Annotated in this window: 13 protein-coding genes and 1 pseudogene; all 14 read right to left on the bottom strand. The window is 34.6% G+C overall.

Annotated elements, in window-relative coordinates:
• Positions 1-254: pseudogene (locus HNR33_RS22395) on the bottom strand (hypothetical protein); the annotation flags it as partial.
• 318 nt (positions 255-572) lie between these two features.
• Positions 573-2,048, bottom strand: a complete 1,476-nt coding sequence (locus tag HNR33_RS22400; RefSeq protein ID WP_429088196.1) for a leucyl aminopeptidase — start codon at positions 2,046-2,048, stop codon at positions 573-575.
• Positions 2,049-2,083: 35 nt separating this feature from the next.
• The gene (locus HNR33_RS22405; protein WP_429088199.1) at positions 2,084-3,016 is read right to left on the bottom strand and encodes a glycosylasparaginase; all 933 of its coding nucleotides are present in this window, start codon (positions 3,014-3,016) and stop codon (positions 2,084-2,086) included.
• A gap of 29 nt (positions 3,017-3,045) precedes the next feature.
• The gene (locus HNR33_RS22410) at positions 3,046-3,972 is read right to left on the bottom strand and encodes an ROK family protein (protein ID WP_429088202.1); all 927 of its coding nucleotides are present in this window, start codon (positions 3,970-3,972) and stop codon (positions 3,046-3,048) included.
• Between the two features lie 55 nt (positions 3,973-4,027).
• Positions 4,028-4,774 (bottom strand): copper homeostasis protein CutC, encoded by a 747-nt coding sequence (locus HNR33_RS22415; RefSeq protein ID WP_429088204.1) that lies wholly within the window; start codon positions 4,772-4,774, stop codon positions 4,028-4,030.
• A gap of 11 nt (positions 4,775-4,785) precedes the next feature.
• The gene (locus HNR33_RS22420) at positions 4,786-6,792 is read right to left on the bottom strand and encodes an alpha-amylase family protein (protein ID WP_429088207.1); all 2,007 of its coding nucleotides are present in this window, start codon (positions 6,790-6,792) and stop codon (positions 4,786-4,788) included.
• Positions 6,793-6,995: 203 nt separating this feature from the next.
• Positions 6,996-7,823, bottom strand: a complete 828-nt coding sequence (locus tag HNR33_RS22425; protein ID WP_429088210.1) for a carbohydrate ABC transporter permease — start codon at positions 7,821-7,823, stop codon at positions 6,996-6,998.
• A 2-nt stretch (positions 7,824-7,825) separates the two neighbouring features.
• A complete protein-coding gene (locus HNR33_RS22430; RefSeq protein ID WP_429088213.1) occupies positions 7,826-8,755 on the bottom strand; it encodes a carbohydrate ABC transporter permease in 930 nt (309 codons plus the stop codon).
• Positions 8,756-8,866: 111 nt separating this feature from the next.
• The gene (locus tag HNR33_RS22435) at positions 8,867-10,204 is read right to left on the bottom strand and encodes an ABC transporter substrate-binding protein (protein WP_429088215.1); all 1,338 of its coding nucleotides are present in this window, start codon (positions 10,202-10,204) and stop codon (positions 8,867-8,869) included.
• Positions 10,205-10,294: 90 nt separating this feature from the next.
• A complete protein-coding gene (locus HNR33_RS22440; protein ID WP_429088218.1) occupies positions 10,295-11,455 on the bottom strand; it encodes an ROK family transcriptional regulator in 1,161 nt (386 codons plus the stop codon).
• A 306-nt stretch (positions 11,456-11,761) separates the two neighbouring features.
• The gene (locus HNR33_RS22445; RefSeq protein WP_429088221.1) at positions 11,762-12,346 is read right to left on the bottom strand and encodes an amino acid synthesis family protein; all 585 of its coding nucleotides are present in this window, start codon (positions 12,344-12,346) and stop codon (positions 11,762-11,764) included.
• A 318-nt stretch (positions 12,347-12,664) separates the two neighbouring features.
• The gene (locus HNR33_RS22450; RefSeq protein ID WP_429088223.1) at positions 12,665-13,504 is read right to left on the bottom strand and encodes a UPF0280 family protein; all 840 of its coding nucleotides are present in this window, start codon (positions 13,502-13,504) and stop codon (positions 12,665-12,667) included.
• A gap of 2 nt (positions 13,505-13,506) precedes the next feature.
• A complete protein-coding gene (locus HNR33_RS22455) occupies positions 13,507-15,024 on the bottom strand; it encodes a DUF362 domain-containing protein (protein WP_429088225.1) in 1,518 nt (505 codons plus the stop codon).
• A 23-nt stretch (positions 15,025-15,047) separates the two neighbouring features.
• A partial coding sequence (locus HNR33_RS22460; RefSeq protein ID WP_429088227.1) for an amidohydrolase family protein occupies positions 15,048-15,293 on the bottom strand: 246 nt, incomplete at its 5' end.

Genomic DNA, 15,293 nt, shown 5'->3' on the forward strand with positions numbered 1-15,293 from the left:
ATAAATCCTATTGTGTTTTGTCTTGGTGTAAAGTCACCTAACACAGGATGTACGTGTGAATCTATAAATCCTGGTGCTACTGTTGTTCCTTTTGCGTCTATTACTTTGTCACATGCAAATTCTTTTAAGAGGCTTTCGTCTCCTACTTTTTTTATCTTGCCATCTTCTACTATGATTGTATTTGCCTTCGATACAGGATTCTTTACATCTCCTGTAACTAAGATACCTATGTTTTTTATAGCTAAAACTGACATTAGAGTAACCTCCTTTTATTTTTATGTAATATATTCTTATACTAAGAATGTCTGCATATTCCATGCCATAATTTTAACAAACTACTATCAAGCGTTTTTGCGTGTTTACTTAATTAATTTAGCATATATATTATATCCAGCATTTCAACATTGTAATGCTATTTGTCAAAAATTGCTGTAAAACTCTATTAATCTCATTTACAATATATTGCATAACTGAAACCACTATTTCAATTATGCAATATATGGATAATTATAATTTTTTCTACTGTTAATCAAAAAATGGTAGGACTACTCCTACCATTTTTTAAATAATTTTTAATTAATATGATTTTTAGCAAGATAGTACAAAATCCTAACTCCTACTCCTGTACCGCCTTCTGTACTATAATCAGAAGCCTTATCAGCCCATGAAGTTGCAGCAATATCCATGTGTATCCAAGGCTTATCTTGAACAAATTCTCCAATAAACATACCTGCTGTTATTGTACCAGGATGTCCCGCAGAATTTGTAAGATCTGCTACATTAGATTTTAGCAGTTCTTTATATTCTTCAAAGCATGGCATTCTCCATATTTTTTCTCCTGTAATATCAGAGGCTTCTTGTAATTTACTAAAGAACTCTTCATTATTTGATAATACAGGAGTTGCAACTCCACCTAGAGCAACTCCTGCAGCTCCAGTAAGTGTAGCTATATCAAGCACTTTATTGACTTTTTCTTTTTCAATCAGATAGTGAACTGCATCAATAAGCGTAAGTCTACCTTCTGCATCAGTACTTCCTACAAATATTGTCTTTCCAGCCATAGATCCAATTATATCTCCAGTTCTATATCCCTTACCAGATATCATATTTTCACAAGCTGCAATTACTCCTACTACATTTGCTTTAATCTTAAGCTGAGCAATAGAAGCCATAGTACCTATTACGGCTGCAGCCCCACCCATGTCCGCTCTCATATTAAGCATTCCTTTTGGACTTTTTATACATAGTCCTCCACTATCATAAGTTAGTCCCTTACCTGCAATTCCAAGTATATCATCTTTATTTTCATCATCTCCAAAATATCTCATAACTATAAATCTTGGAGGATTATCAGAAGCCTTTGCAACAGATATATACGCTTCCATTCCAAGCTCTTTTATTTTATCTTCATCAAACACCTCGACTTCGAAGCCATATTTGTCTCCTGCATCTTTTGCTCTATTTGCAAGTTCAATAGGAAGTAACACATTTGCCGGCTCATTTACTAGTTCTCTAGCAAATACAGTTTCTTTAGCCAGTACTCTTCCTTCATGACATGCAGCTTCCATAATTGCAAGATTTTCCTGGATATTGCACAGTATATTTACTTCTTTAACTGTAGAAGTTTTTTTCTCTTTTTGATAATTATCAAACTTATAATCAGCCAACAGAGGAATTTCTGCCAGTATTCTCGTGCTAGTTTCTAGATTGATGTCTTTGCTTACTCCCATAGGTTCTAGTAATATTGAGTTTGATTTCATTCTATTTCCTTCTTTTATTGATTTAGCGACTGTCTTTCTCAATTTCTCTGCATTTAATTCGTCCTTTTTACCAAGACCAGCAAGAATTATTTTATTGGGTTTTTCCTCTCTTGCCAGCTTAAAAGACTCAATCTTTCCAAATTCTCCTTTAAACTCTCCAGTCTTTGCAAGATGGGAAATCATGTCTTGAATAGCATTGTCCTCGATTCTACGAAACTCATTTTCATAAAACCCTAAAACTCTCGTATCATAAGAGCAATCTAAAGATTTAACTAATTTGATATCCATGCATATCAACCCCTTTTAATATTAGATTATAATTGTCACTCTGTATGAGTATCAATCCAGTCCTGAGTGGCTTTAACATATGTAGTTCTGCCATTAGAAAATGATGCAATGTATACAGTAGGCTCTAGACTTTCAGTAGCTACAACAAAGGAAAATTTGCTGATATTTGTTCCTACTCCCCATTCGCCTTTATTATTCATGCATACAACAGATATATCTCCTGCTTCTCCCCTTTTATCAATAAGCTTTTTATTCAAAGAATTCACAGCCTTTTCTGCAGCTTCTTGAGGATGACATCCTTCACCCATAAGTCGTACTATTTCATAGGATATACATCCTTTCATTATATCTTCTCCTAGACCAGTAGCACTTGCTGCTCCAATCGTACTATCTGCATAAAATCCAGATCCTGATAGAGGAGAATCTCCAACTCTTCCATGCTTTTTCATGAAAAGTCCGCTTGTAGATGTAGCAACTGATACTTTTCCACTCTTGTCTAATCCTACTATCCCCACAGTATCATGTCCATCATATGGATTCAGTTTCTTTATTTGATTTTCTTTTTTCTTCCTTTCCCACTCTTTTCTTGAGTACTCTGTAAGCATATTTATTCTTTCAAAACCCATTTTATGTGCGTATTCTTCAGCTCCAGAGCCTACAAGAAATACATTATATTTCTCATCCATAAGCTTCCTAGCAATTGATATAGGATTTTTATAGTCCCTAATACCCCCTATAGCACCTATAGAAAGAGTATCTCCATCCATAAAGGCTGCATCAAGCTCAACGTGACAGTCCTCATTTGGCAGTCCGCCATAACCTACAGATCTATATTCGGGACAATCCTCTACCATCTTTACTGCAGTTTCAACAGCATCCAATGATGATTGAGCATCCTCCAATAATTTCTGGGCCTCAACTACTCCTTCTAAAGCCATTCTCCAAGTAGCTATTATTCCCCAAGTCATTAAGCACACCTCATTTCATTCTATTATTTCTATAACTTATTACAGCCCAATTTGCTCAATGCAATATAGCATGCACCTACAAGACCTGCATCATTTCCTAGATCAGCTTGTACTATTTCAGTATGCTCTCCATAAGAAGGCATTACTTTTTTGGCAAACATTTCATTTAGTCTCCGAAAAAACGGGCTACCTACTTCAGAGATTCCTCCTCCAACAACAATAAGACCTGGATCTAGTAGGTGCGTAATATTAACTAAGCCCGTTACTATATGACTTAAAAATTTATTATATATATCTAAAGCTAATTCATCTCCATTTTTTACTTTGTCAAATATAATCTTTCCATTCACGCTTCCTCTTGGGAGTTTTGCTAATGATTCATACTGTCTCACTAAAGCAGCTGTAGATGCATATCTTTCATAGCATCCACTTCCTCCACAGCTACATCTTTCTCCACCTTCATTAATAATCATATGTCCTATTTCTCCTGCACCATTTTTGATACCCTTATATAACTCTCCGTCCATTATTATAGCACCACCTATACCCGTTCCAAAAGTAATGCATACAAAAGTATCTACATTTTTCCCGGCTCCTTTCCAGCTTTCTCCAAGAGCTGCAGCATTTACATCATTTTCAACAGAGCAATCTAACCCAGTAAGTTTTTCTATATCTCTAGATAGTTTTGCACCAGTATAATCCGGGAGATTATCACTCGAAAAAATAATTTCTCCATTTTTACTATCTACTTTTCCAGTAGTACTTATTCCTACAGAATCAATACTATATTTATTTGACATTCTCTCTATTTGTTCTACAATTTTAAAAGGTATATTTTTTTTGCAATTTTCTGTAGGTGAAGGAAATTTAGATTTGAATATAATATTTCCATTCTCCTTTAGTAATCCATATTTTACAAAGGTACCTCCTACATCAAAGCATGCTATGTTTCTCATTGTATCCCTCCGATGACTAAGCTAATATTAGAATAATCTGTATTTAAGTATATTTTTAACGTAAAATATCTACTACAGTCCTTACCGCTTTTTCGCTAGTAAAATAATTGTCATATTCAGATATTACCAAATTCCCTCCCATAGCTACTTTGTCATTTCTATATTCCATGGCACTGTCTACTTTTTCTTTTGCAGACATATGTATTTCTTTTACCCCTGTAGCATCTGCTATATTCTTTACATTCATCTCATTAATCCCTGCTCCTGGCATGATTATTATATTATCTTGAGCTTTTTGTACTAATTGCTTAATCAACTCTACACCACATACAGCTTTACTCTCTTGACCTGAAGTTAAAACTCTGTCAACACCAATATCAACCAACGTATCCAGAGCTTCAAAAGGATTTCTAGTCATATCAAAAGCCCTATGAAATGTAACAGTAAGTGGTCTTGCTAACTGAACTATTTCCTTCATCATTTCTACATCTATTTCTCCATTAGGCTTCAATGCACCTGTAACTATACCATTTACACCATAGCTTTTAGCAATTTCAATATCTCTTTTAATAACTTCAAATTCAAGCTCAGAGTAACAAAAGTCACCACTTCTAGGACGAATTATTACATTTATGTCTATATTTAAGTATTTCCTAGATAATTCAATAGTTGCTGCACTAGGAGTAGTACCCCCTGCAATGAGATTGTCACAGAGCTCTATTCTATCAGCTCCTCCTTTTTCAGCAGATATAGCTGATTGTAGAGAATCTACGCATATCTCTATAAGTATTTTACCATTCAAAAAATTACCCCCTATTCCGCATCCTCAAACTCTATAGAAATCATACTGTGTCCATTTAATTTAGGTAAGGTAAATAGCAGCCTTTCGTTTCTCATATTAAACTTAAGCTCTTCCATATCGGGCACAATCGATAATTTCTTAACCTTTGAAGAAGTCCTCATTGAAATATCAATATTATATAAAGGTATAACATCCTCTATTACATGAATATCTTCACACCTTTTTTCAGGAATATAATGAAGCAAATGCAATATCCATCGCTTCTCCTTTGCCTGCTCATTAAGTGTAGCAATCATTGTGCTTGGTCCATTATGTCTAACTAATGGTTCGGGCAATAGCATTTTCAAAGCATTTAAAAACAGTCTTTTACACCATCCCGATCCATTTTTACTGTACTGCGTAAATATAGGGTGTGCAAAATATATCGCCTCACCATTCTTAATAATTCCAGGATAACCAATCTTACCTGATGAAGGCGTATGCTGATGAGAACAGTAGTGCTCTTCAGTACGATTAAAATATGGAATATTTACATACGCTAAAACTTCAGATTCCTGAATCGGCTTAACCTCTAAACCTTGTAAATACATCACATATTCTGTGTTATAAAGCCCATATCCTATTTCATTTTGGGGAACAATGAAATCAGGACTATATGGCGCTTTCCCCTTATATTCTACTCCAAAGAGATCTATAGCAAATCTGCTTTTACTTAATTCAAGCCCTGATTCAAATGACGCAATTACCCTGCCACCACTATTTATGTAACCTTTAAGTTTATTTGCAAATTTAGTTTCTACACAAATATTATCAGGTAATATCAATACCTTATATTTATAAAAATTATCAGAAGAATCAATAACATCAAATTGATGTCCTGCCTCCTGCAGCATTCTAGTAACACCTATCATTGCAGGAGACAGTCTTGTATTGCCCGCTTCGTAAAACTCTTCTGGTGTAAACACCCCTATATCAGTTACTGCCTTAGCATCTATACACCACGGTTCCTTCTTTTTTACTTGTGAGTATACAGAGCCTATAAGCTCATAAACTGGTTTTGATATTTTTCCATTTGGATCTAACTGATCCCCAATTGAACATTTAGCATTTAATGCTAGCATATTAAAGCACTCAAACTCTAAAGCAGCTTTATTTTTAAAAGAATGAAAATCTCCCCAATATGTGTGAAATTTACCCGTCATTCCAACACAGTTTAATCCAAAGTTGCGAGCATATCTAGCAGTTATCGGAAAGTGCATATAGCCCCATCCTCCACTAGGCAAGGATTCTAACTCAAAATGAGAATAACAGTCTATAGCCTTTCTTTGAGCTGTCCCTACATGGGATGTGTTATAAAATATGCCGCAGTTTTTATTATAACTTCGTATGAAGTCAGTCATATCACACTTGAATTCATCCATTAGTAATTGAGAATATTTAAACCTCTCTTTTTTATTTGAAGAATCAAAACCTAATTTATCCATATTACTTTTACAAATATGACAATTACAATCCACAGGAAAAACAATGTCAAAAAACAGTCCATCCACTGGGTGAAACATTTCTAATACTTCTCTAGTCTGTTCTTTTAAGAAATCTCTATAACCCGTATTTAGACACAACGCCCTATAGAACCCCGGATTACACGGGAAAGTCTCAATAAAATTTCCATTTTGATCCATTGCCAGCCATTCAGGATTATGTTCAGCAGTATAATTATCCCACTGAACAGTTATATAAATGGGTACTTTTATACCTCGTTTACGACAAGCTTCTATTTGCTCTTTAAGTAAATTTTTATTCTTCAAATTAGGATGTATTCTTTCTGGGAAAAGCTTTGAATCATAATATAACCATCCATGATGACATCTAGCAAAACATGTTATTGAATTAACCTTAGCTTGCTCTAAGGTTAAAGCAAATTCTTCTGCATCAAACGCTTCAGCTATTCCTTGTATTTTTTCACTTGTATGAAAGTCAAGATGAACTTGACGTGATGCTGTTTGATACTTGTTCATATTAATCCCCCTATTTATCCCGGACACTAATTATACATATCCAATTCAAATTTAAAAATATACGTGAATATGAATAAAATAGATAAGAGAACGCTTATAAGCTTTTTAAGTTTATGAGCCTATAGCTTTCTCAAAATCTTGATGGCATGAACATTCTATTTTATTTATATTCAATTTAAATTTTCATGTCGATCATACGTAAACTATTGCTTAAGTCCCGACATGTTAATTCCCTCTATAAATACCCTTTGCATAAAAAAGAAAATTATCGCCATTGGTAGCATAAACATTGTAGAACCAGCCATTAAAAGCTTCCAATCTAATCCATGAGACGTAGTAAATTGAGTCAGCCCTATAGAGATTGTCCACTTAGTACTATCTGTCAGATAGATCAGTGGACCAAGGAAGTCTGTCCACGACCATATAAAGGCAAACAAACCTACTGTCACAATAGCTGGTTTAGCTAAAGGAAGTATTATATTCCAAAATATCCTAAACTCAGAAGCACCTTCAATTCTCGCTGCTTCTGATAGTTCCTCTGGTATAGAACGGAAAAATTGTCTCATCAAGAAAATAAAATATGCTTTGCCAAAGAAATCTGGAACAACTAATGGCAAGTAACTATTTATCCAGTCTAGCTTAACATACATGCTATAAAGCGGAATCATAGTAATTTGAAAAGGAAGCATCATAGTTGCAAGAACCAGCACAAATAACTTATCTCTCCCTCTCCAATGCAATTTAGCAAAAGCATATCCTATGGCAGGTGCTGATATAAGATTTCCTAGTACTGCAAAGAAAACAATTTTCACAGTATTCCATACATAATGCATGAAAGGTATTGCATTTAATGCATCTTTATAGTTACTCCACATAACTGGATCTGGTATCCATTTTGGTGGAAATGTGAATATCTGAGCATCTGTTTTTAATGAAGTACTTACTAGCCATACAAACGGAAAAAAGAAAAATATACCTACGACCACTAAAAGTAAGTACTGAAAAACTTTCTTCTTCTTAGATATAACCATAGTTATTTGTCACCCCCGTAATATACCCATTTTTTAGAACTTTTTAGTACAATCAACGTCACAATCAATACGATAATCAGCAATACAAGGGCAAGTGCACTAGCGTATCCAAACCTTAAATATGTAAAACCTTCTTGATATATGTTTACCGCATAAAACAATAAAGAGTTGTTGAGCCCACCTAATGATCCATTTTCAGAAGCTGCATTTATTATATATGATTGTGTAAACACATTAAATCCTCCGATAATTCCACTTATAAGCTGAAACAATGTTATGGGAGTAAGCATAGGCCAGGTAACATGTCTAAATTTTGTCCACATACCACCGCCATCGATTTCTACAGCTTCATAATATACAGTTGGAATATCTCCTAGTCCAGCCAAATAGATGACCATAGTACTTCCTATACCCCATAGCGACATTAAAATTACAGCTGGCTTTGCCCATTCAGCAGAAATTAACCATAAAGGTTCTGGAAGATTAAAAATTCTTAAAGCCATATTTACCAATCCATATTTGGGGTTTAATAGCCATACCCAAAGAAGAGATGCTGCTACAGGTGGCATGATTGATGGTAAAAAGTAAATTGATCTAAATAGACTTCTTCCCTTTACTTTCATATTTAAAAGAAGAGCTGTTATCAAAGATAAAAACAATTGTAGCCCCACACCAAAGATAACATAGTAAAGTGTGTTAGCGAGAGACTGATAGAATTCTTTATTTTTAAACATAGTATAAAAATTATCTAATCCAATAAACTTAGGAGCTTCAAACAGGTTATATTTTGTAAAACTATAATATATAACTGAAATTATAGGATATAAACTGAATACTAAAAAACCAATAATCCACGGTGCAATGAATATTGCTGCCAGTTTTTTCTGACTTTTTTCTACTGAGAAATTCTTACTTCTAGTTCTATTTTTCATTGTATCCCCCTTTCATTGCTATAGCGATATAATCCTAGCAAAAGTCTAAAAAGTCTTTTTTGCTAGGATTATATCCTTATTAATATCTATTTTTTCTCTTAAAATTTACATCTATTTATTTTTCTTTTTAGCCCACTCATCAGCTAACGGTTGTATCTTATCAACAACTGCTTTCATAGCTTCTTCAGGAGTTACTTCAAAGTTATAAGCCTTTTCTTCTTGAAGCTTTAATTCATTTAGATATTCTCTAGCAAACGGTACCGCAGCCATAGCTTTAGAAGTACCATTATTTAAAACTTCTATAAACGGTGCAAGTTCAGGGGCTGCTTCTACAAATCTCTTATCGTTGAGAGCTGAGAAAGTAGTTGGCATAGAACCTTTGCCTGCACAGAACTTGATATAAGCATCATCAGACTTTAAATAATTAATAAATTCAAAAGCTTCTTCTTTGTGCTTGCTATTCTCAGGTATGTAAAGCATTCCACCTTGTAATAGTCCTCCATTTGCAAGCTCCGGATGTCCATCAGGATATGGAACTGGTGCTACTCCATAGTTTAAATCACTAGCATATCTGTTAACAAAACTTGTATAATATTCACCCTCTATATCCATAGCCAATTGATTTTGGAAAAATGGGTTATTAGGTGACATGTATTTACCAAATCCGCTTTTGAATCTTTTGATTTTTTCTGGTTCATATGGTGCCTCATAGCTCTTAAGTTTAAATTTCAAGGCATCAATATTGGTTTGATTATCGCATGTAACCTTATCATTTTCAAAATCATAGAAGTCAGAACCAAACACAAAAGCCCATAGCATTTGATCAACCCAAGGATAATCAGAAATATAGCCAACTTGAGTATAATCACCATTATCATCTTTCTTAGTTAATTTTTGAGAGTATTCTATTAACTCACTTGTTGTCTTAGGTGGACCATCAAGTCCTGCTTCTTCAAAAAGGTCTTTATTATAAAATAGCATGTAAGTATCTACTGTATAAGGAATACCATATTGTTTTCCTTCATAATTACCTATGTTCCACATTTCTGAAAGAACATTTTCCTTATCCATGCCAAATTTTTCTATGTATGGGTCCAATTCAGATATAGAACCTACACTTGCTAATTGAGGTATATTAATATCTAGCAAATATCCAATATCAGGAGGATTACCACCTGTGATTGCTGTTAACTGCTTCTGTGTATCAGTCCCACCAAGTGATTCTACAAAAATATGGTCATTGGTCGCGTTAAAGTCGTCAATAACTTCCTGCAACATATCTGCTTCTTCACCTTTCCACACATGCCAAAACTTAATAGTAACCTTTTCTTTTCCATCTTCAGTTGTAACAGTATTACTATCACCACTGTTATTGCTGCATCCTGAAAGCATAACAGTAGCAAACATTGCAACTACAAGAAATAGAGATAAAATTCTTGTTTTTTTCATGACTATATTCCCCCTTGATTTGAAATAAGTAAATTTGTTAACATAAAAACATATTTTCTTTACTACTTACATCACCTCCATATAAAATTTTTATAAATCTAAAAAAGTTTTTGAGGCTAGTGTTGCTCCTCCAATTATGTCTGTTTTTTGCTCCAATTGAGAATATACAATCTTGTAATTTCCTCTAAGTGGTTCCCATGTACTAGCGTTATTCTTTTTCTCAATGAATGGTATTATCCCTGGATTTTCTTCAATCAGCTTTCCTGCTAATATTATTGAATCAGGGTTATACATACAGACTGTATTGTTAATAGCTATACAAATATATGTAGCAACTCTATCTAAAATATTTATAGCCCAATCTTCGCTATTATCTGCCGCTACTATTATCTCTTTTACAGTCTCAGTTGGCCTTATATTATTAGCCTCTAATAAGAGCCTGTCCTCTACAATAAATGTTTGCAAACACCCTCTTCTTCCACAATCGCAGAACATTCCGTTCGGATCTAATGTTATATGACCTATCTCACCTGCAATATTAGTTTCTCCTCGGAAAATTTCACCATTAATTATAAGGGCTGATCCTACACCACTTCCTATGCTTATTAAAGCAGTGCTCTTTGAATTTTTTGCACTACCATATAAGCTTTCTCCTAGTGCCTTCAGTTTAACATCATTATCAACAACTGCCTTTAATCCTAAGTTTTTTTCTATTTCCTTAATTACATTTACATTTTTCCATCCTAATTGAGCTGAAAAAACTACTACACCATTATGAGCATCTATAATTCCAGGTAACCCTACTCCTACACCTACTATCCTATTTATATCTACACCACTTTTAGTCAAAAGATTTTCTATTTTATCACAAAGCTTTTTGATTACTAGCTCGGGCTCATTTTTTGTATCTAATTTAGTTTTTTCATAAAATAGAACTTCTCCTCCAAAGTTAACAATCCCAATCATAGTTATATTTTTATTAAGGTATACTCCAATAGTCATTACAGACTCCATATCTATATCGAGTAAAATAGCTTTTCTTCCCACTCCATTAGAATACAGCTCAGTCTCTTTTACTAACCCCTGTTCAATCAAGCTAGCAGCAATTCTACTGACAGAAGTAGGGCTCATTCCCGTTATTTTTCCAATATCTGCTCTAGATATTGGACCATCTATTTTAATAATATTAAGAACCATGCTCTTATTGCTCTGCTTAATATACTCTTGATCTTTCTTAACAATTTTCTCCATACTCTCCACCCCGTTATTTATTCTCATCATGTTATTAATTAGTATAGGTTTAAGACGTTTTTATCAAATTATTGCGTATTTTGTTTAGTTACATAATTGTTGTGGTTTTAATTTCTCCACTGGTGTTATTAATTACTTAAGAATATTATATATTTTCAGAATATATATGTCAATTAATTTATTACATTTTGATAACGTTTACTTTATTGATAATATCACATTTCTATTTTAGAAGATAAAAAGCTTGATAGATAGTCGTCACCATCCATCAAGCTTTTTATATCAATAAATTATCTCTTTATTTAACTATCTTAAACCGTCTTCACACTTAGCTTCTTCTTTTTGAAGTCCACCTACTCTTGGATGTGGTCTTCCACAGTTTGTTACTGATAATATTAACACTAACTCATTGTCTCTTGGAGCATCTGGTACTCTTACTTCCATTGCATCGAAGTGAGTTCTTACGAATGCTGCATCTTTGTAGTGTAGTGGTACATCTATTGCACAGCCTGGGTAACCCATTTTCTTAGCTGAAGGGATTATTGACTTTCCTCCGCCTAATCCTTCTCTAAATGGCTTTCCTAGTGTTGGGTGAAGTAAAGCTGCTCCATGCTCAAGCTCTCCATTTCCTCCAACTATAGCTGCTTTACCATAGCTTTCTGCTTCGCTTTTATCGATTCCAGCTGCTTTTAATGCTTTTTCAACTAGCTCTGGTGTAATTGATGCACTCCAGTCTGATAATGGGGATAAATCTTCTACGTATTTTCCTGCATATGGGTTTTCAAATACTACTGCGATTGATACTCTTTTGTGGCTGCCATCTACTTCTTTTCCACCATCAGCTTTTATTTCTTCTACAAATGTGTAATACTTTCTGATTTTAACGTCCATTTATATAGCCTCCTTAGAATAAAATTTATAATTACATCTATTTTTGAATATGAATAAAATAGATAAGAAAATGCTTATGAGATTTTGTTAAGAAAACTAGGCGAAAGAAACTAAAAAATCTGTTAAGATACTTATGAAACTCAGCTTACGCTGATTAAGGAGTAACAACGAAATCATAGATTTCTGTAGCTCCATCATGTCTGAGCGTAGCGAGTTTACAAATTTTAAGATTTTTTAGTTGATAAGCCTAATAGTTTTCTCAAAATCTTCATCGCATGAACGTTCTATTTTGTTCATATTCGATTTCAATCTATAATTTTATACAAATTTAACATCTAAATCTTCCGGACACTTTACTATATCACTGCCGATACATATAACCGCACCTTTGATTATACCTTTTTTATACAAATCCTCGGCTGCGTTTAATCCGTTAAATAATGCCTTGTATTTGTTAGTTTCACTTATTTGCCCTACTTTTAACGTCACCAGCTGTCCAGGTATATCTGTTCCCGAATCTATTTCTTCAGCTAAACACCGAACTATGTTTTCATCATCAACATTAGTTATATTTCCGAGGTATGTGGCACATGCATCTGCTGTAGCTGCATTTGGCGCCAATGCCACTGCAGCAGTAGCTATGCCCTTTGTAAAACTTCTTCCGCCAGTTCCGCTCGTACATATTCCGTGGATATTTAACTCTTTAGTGATAGTCAACACAACCTGACCTTTACTAGGATCATCGTATAAAGGTATACCCACCTTTATTGGTTTTCCGGTTATATCCTTTAGAGCTAAATCTCCTCCATTGTTAATAATTACTCTTGTTCCGCCCAGTTCTATTGCTTTTTCTAGTGCAGTATCAGAAAACGATCCTGCTACTGCACCTAGAGTATTAAGTTCTTGATATCCGCTCTTTTCAACCGCCGTTATCATTTTATTTAATACTTCCGGAAACTCATCACTCCTATGTGTATAAGTTCTCATTTTTTTAAGTTGAGGTAAATACTCAACTAGCTGCTCAAATTGGTTTAATACGTGCTGTGCTGTTTTCATTCCTAGCTCAGATACTCGTTCATCTTCGATACATGCATCTATTACCATTTGAATCGGGCCATGGTCTATAAATACCCTTTTATCTGGAAGCTGCTGAATCATAATTATGCCTCTGTTTCTAATCTTTTTAGAAGCTCATCTTTAGTGATAATATGTCCTGTATGTCCTCCAAGCTCCTCATATTTATCTCTTGTCATAGTATATTCAACCGGAGCAACTGTTGCTGGAGTTGGTACCCAAGTAGTTGCTTCTGGAACCATCTTACCTGCGTCAACCATGAAGTTGATTCCTCCTCCTGGAAGTACGAATGCTGGTGCTCCTGCTATTGTCATACGAATTTCTTCGTTATGAATTGCATCTGTTAATTTTCTAGGTAATGTTGTAACACCTGCTCTAGCACTTCCACCAGTACCACCAGTGTATATAACAGAAACCTTAGATTCTTCACATGTATCTGAGATAAGCTTAACTGTGGCAAGAATTTCTTCAGTCATTGCTATTTCTTTTACGCTACCATCAGCTTGAACTTCTAATAATGCTGCTTTTTGTCCAGTAGTTTCAGTTACTAAAACCTTAAATCCTGGCTTTGCAATATTCATATCTACTGATGTTACTGCATCAACTGGGTTTATGATTTCTGTTCCACCCCAGCCATGTCCATGATTACCGAAATATCTTCCTCTAGTACTCTTAACTCCGTAAGGAACTACACCGCTATATGTCATTCCTACTTCAGCACCTGCAAAGTGCTCTGAAAGTAATCCTATTACATGGTAGTCAAGAATTATAGCTTCATCTACAACTTTACATAGATATCTTGCAAACATTCCGATTGTAGCGCTACCACAACCTACTCTCATTAGCTTTTCTTTTGCACCATCGATGATAGGAGCTTCTCCTTGTTGAACTTCAACAGTACTTCCATTTTCAATCTTTAATGTTACTCTTCGTCCATTAGCTAAGTCTACTACTGTTCTAGCAACTACAAACCCATCATTTCCGTTACTTAGTAGGTTTGCTCCACCGATAGTAAGCATTTTTGAACCATACTCTTCAGTTGTTACCATACCTACAACTTTACCGTCTCTTTTTACCTTTGCACCTTCATCTCCAATGTGCATGTTTGTATCTATCTTCACTTTTACTCCACTGTAGCTTAGTGGTGCTTCTGTAACAACTGTTACAACATCTACACCATTTACGCTGTCTTGAACAATAAATGGAGCTGGACGGCAGCATGGATAGCTTGTACCGCTACCTACAGCTGTTATAAGTGGCTTATATGGTAATGTAGCACTTTCTGGTACTTCAGTAACTGCGTCAACAACAAGCTTTCTGTTTCTTACTATTTCTCCACCTACATTAGTGTATCTCTTACAAGCTCCTGTGCTTCCAACTGGAATTGAACAGTTAACAGGACAGTGAGTACATTTTATAGTATTAGGTGCTTGTTCTTCTGTTCTTTCAATAGCTTTAAAAGGACATACTCTAGCGCATATTCCACAAGATACACATTTATCATTAGTGTAAGCTTTTTTATCTTTTACTTCTATTGCATCTAAAGGACAGTTTTTTACACAAATAGAACAACCTTTACACTTATCTAGAATTACTTTGATCATTAGTAGCTTTTCCCCTTTCTAAATTAACACACAACAGCTGGAGTAGCTGCAGGTGGTGTATTTTTACTCTTTGTAAACATCACTTCTCCATCTATTACTACCACTGAGATTCCTGGTAGGTCTCCTGCTTCTAATGCTTTTAAGCTATCTTCTCCTATTGATCCCATTGGTGTGTCCATTATTACGAAGTCTGCTTCTCTTCCTTCTTCTATTATTCCTGTGTTTAATCCAAATACCTTTGCTGTGTTTCCTGTTGCAAAGCATAATGC

The organism is Brassicibacter mesophilus (assembly GCF_050433385.1).
GTDB classification, from domain to species: Bacteria; Bacillota; Clostridia; order Tissierellales; family Proteiniboraceae; genus Brassicibacter; species Brassicibacter mesophilus.

What these genes read in the sequence shown, in the direction of transcription:
- HNR33_RS22400 (WP_429088196.1), bottom strand. Translation starts at nt 2,048, where the DNA reads ATGGATATCAAATTAGTTAAATCTTTAGATTGCTCTTATGATACGAGA.
- HNR33_RS22425 (WP_429088210.1), bottom strand. Translation starts at nt 7,823, where the DNA reads ATGGTTATATCTAAGAAGAAGAAAGTTTTTCAGTACTTACTTTTAGTG.
- HNR33_RS22430 (WP_429088213.1), bottom strand. Translation starts at nt 8,755, where the DNA reads ATGAAAAATAGAACTAGAAGTAAGAATTTCTCAGTAGAAAAAAGTCAG.
- HNR33_RS22420 (WP_429088207.1), bottom strand. Translation starts at nt 6,792, where the DNA reads ATGAACAAGTATCAAACAGCATCACGTCAAGTTCATCTTGACTTTCAT.
- HNR33_RS22445 (WP_429088221.1), bottom strand. Translation starts at nt 12,346, where the DNA reads ATGGACGTTAAAATCAGAAAGTATTACACATTTGTAGAAGAAATAAAA.
- HNR33_RS22440 (WP_429088218.1), bottom strand. Translation starts at nt 11,455, where the DNA reads ATGGAGAAAATTGTTAAGAAAGATCAAGAGTATATTAAGCAGAGCAAT.
- HNR33_RS22455 (WP_429088225.1), bottom strand. Translation starts at nt 15,024, where the DNA reads ATGATCAAAGTAATTCTAGATAAGTGTAAAGGTTGTTCTATTTGTGTA.
- HNR33_RS22450 (WP_429088223.1), bottom strand. Translation starts at nt 13,504, where the DNA reads ATGATTCAGCAGCTTCCAGATAAAAGGGTATTTATAGACCATGGCCCG.
- HNR33_RS22405 (WP_429088199.1), bottom strand. Translation starts at nt 3,016, where the DNA reads ATGACTTGGGGAATAATAGCTACTTGGAGAATGGCTTTAGAAGGAGTA.
- HNR33_RS22435 (WP_429088215.1), bottom strand. Translation starts at nt 10,204, where the DNA reads ATGAAAAAAACAAGAATTTTATCTCTATTTCTTGTAGTTGCAATGTTT.
- HNR33_RS22410 (WP_429088202.1), bottom strand. Translation starts at nt 3,972, where the DNA reads ATGAGAAACATAGCATGCTTTGATGTAGGAGGTACCTTTGTAAAATAT.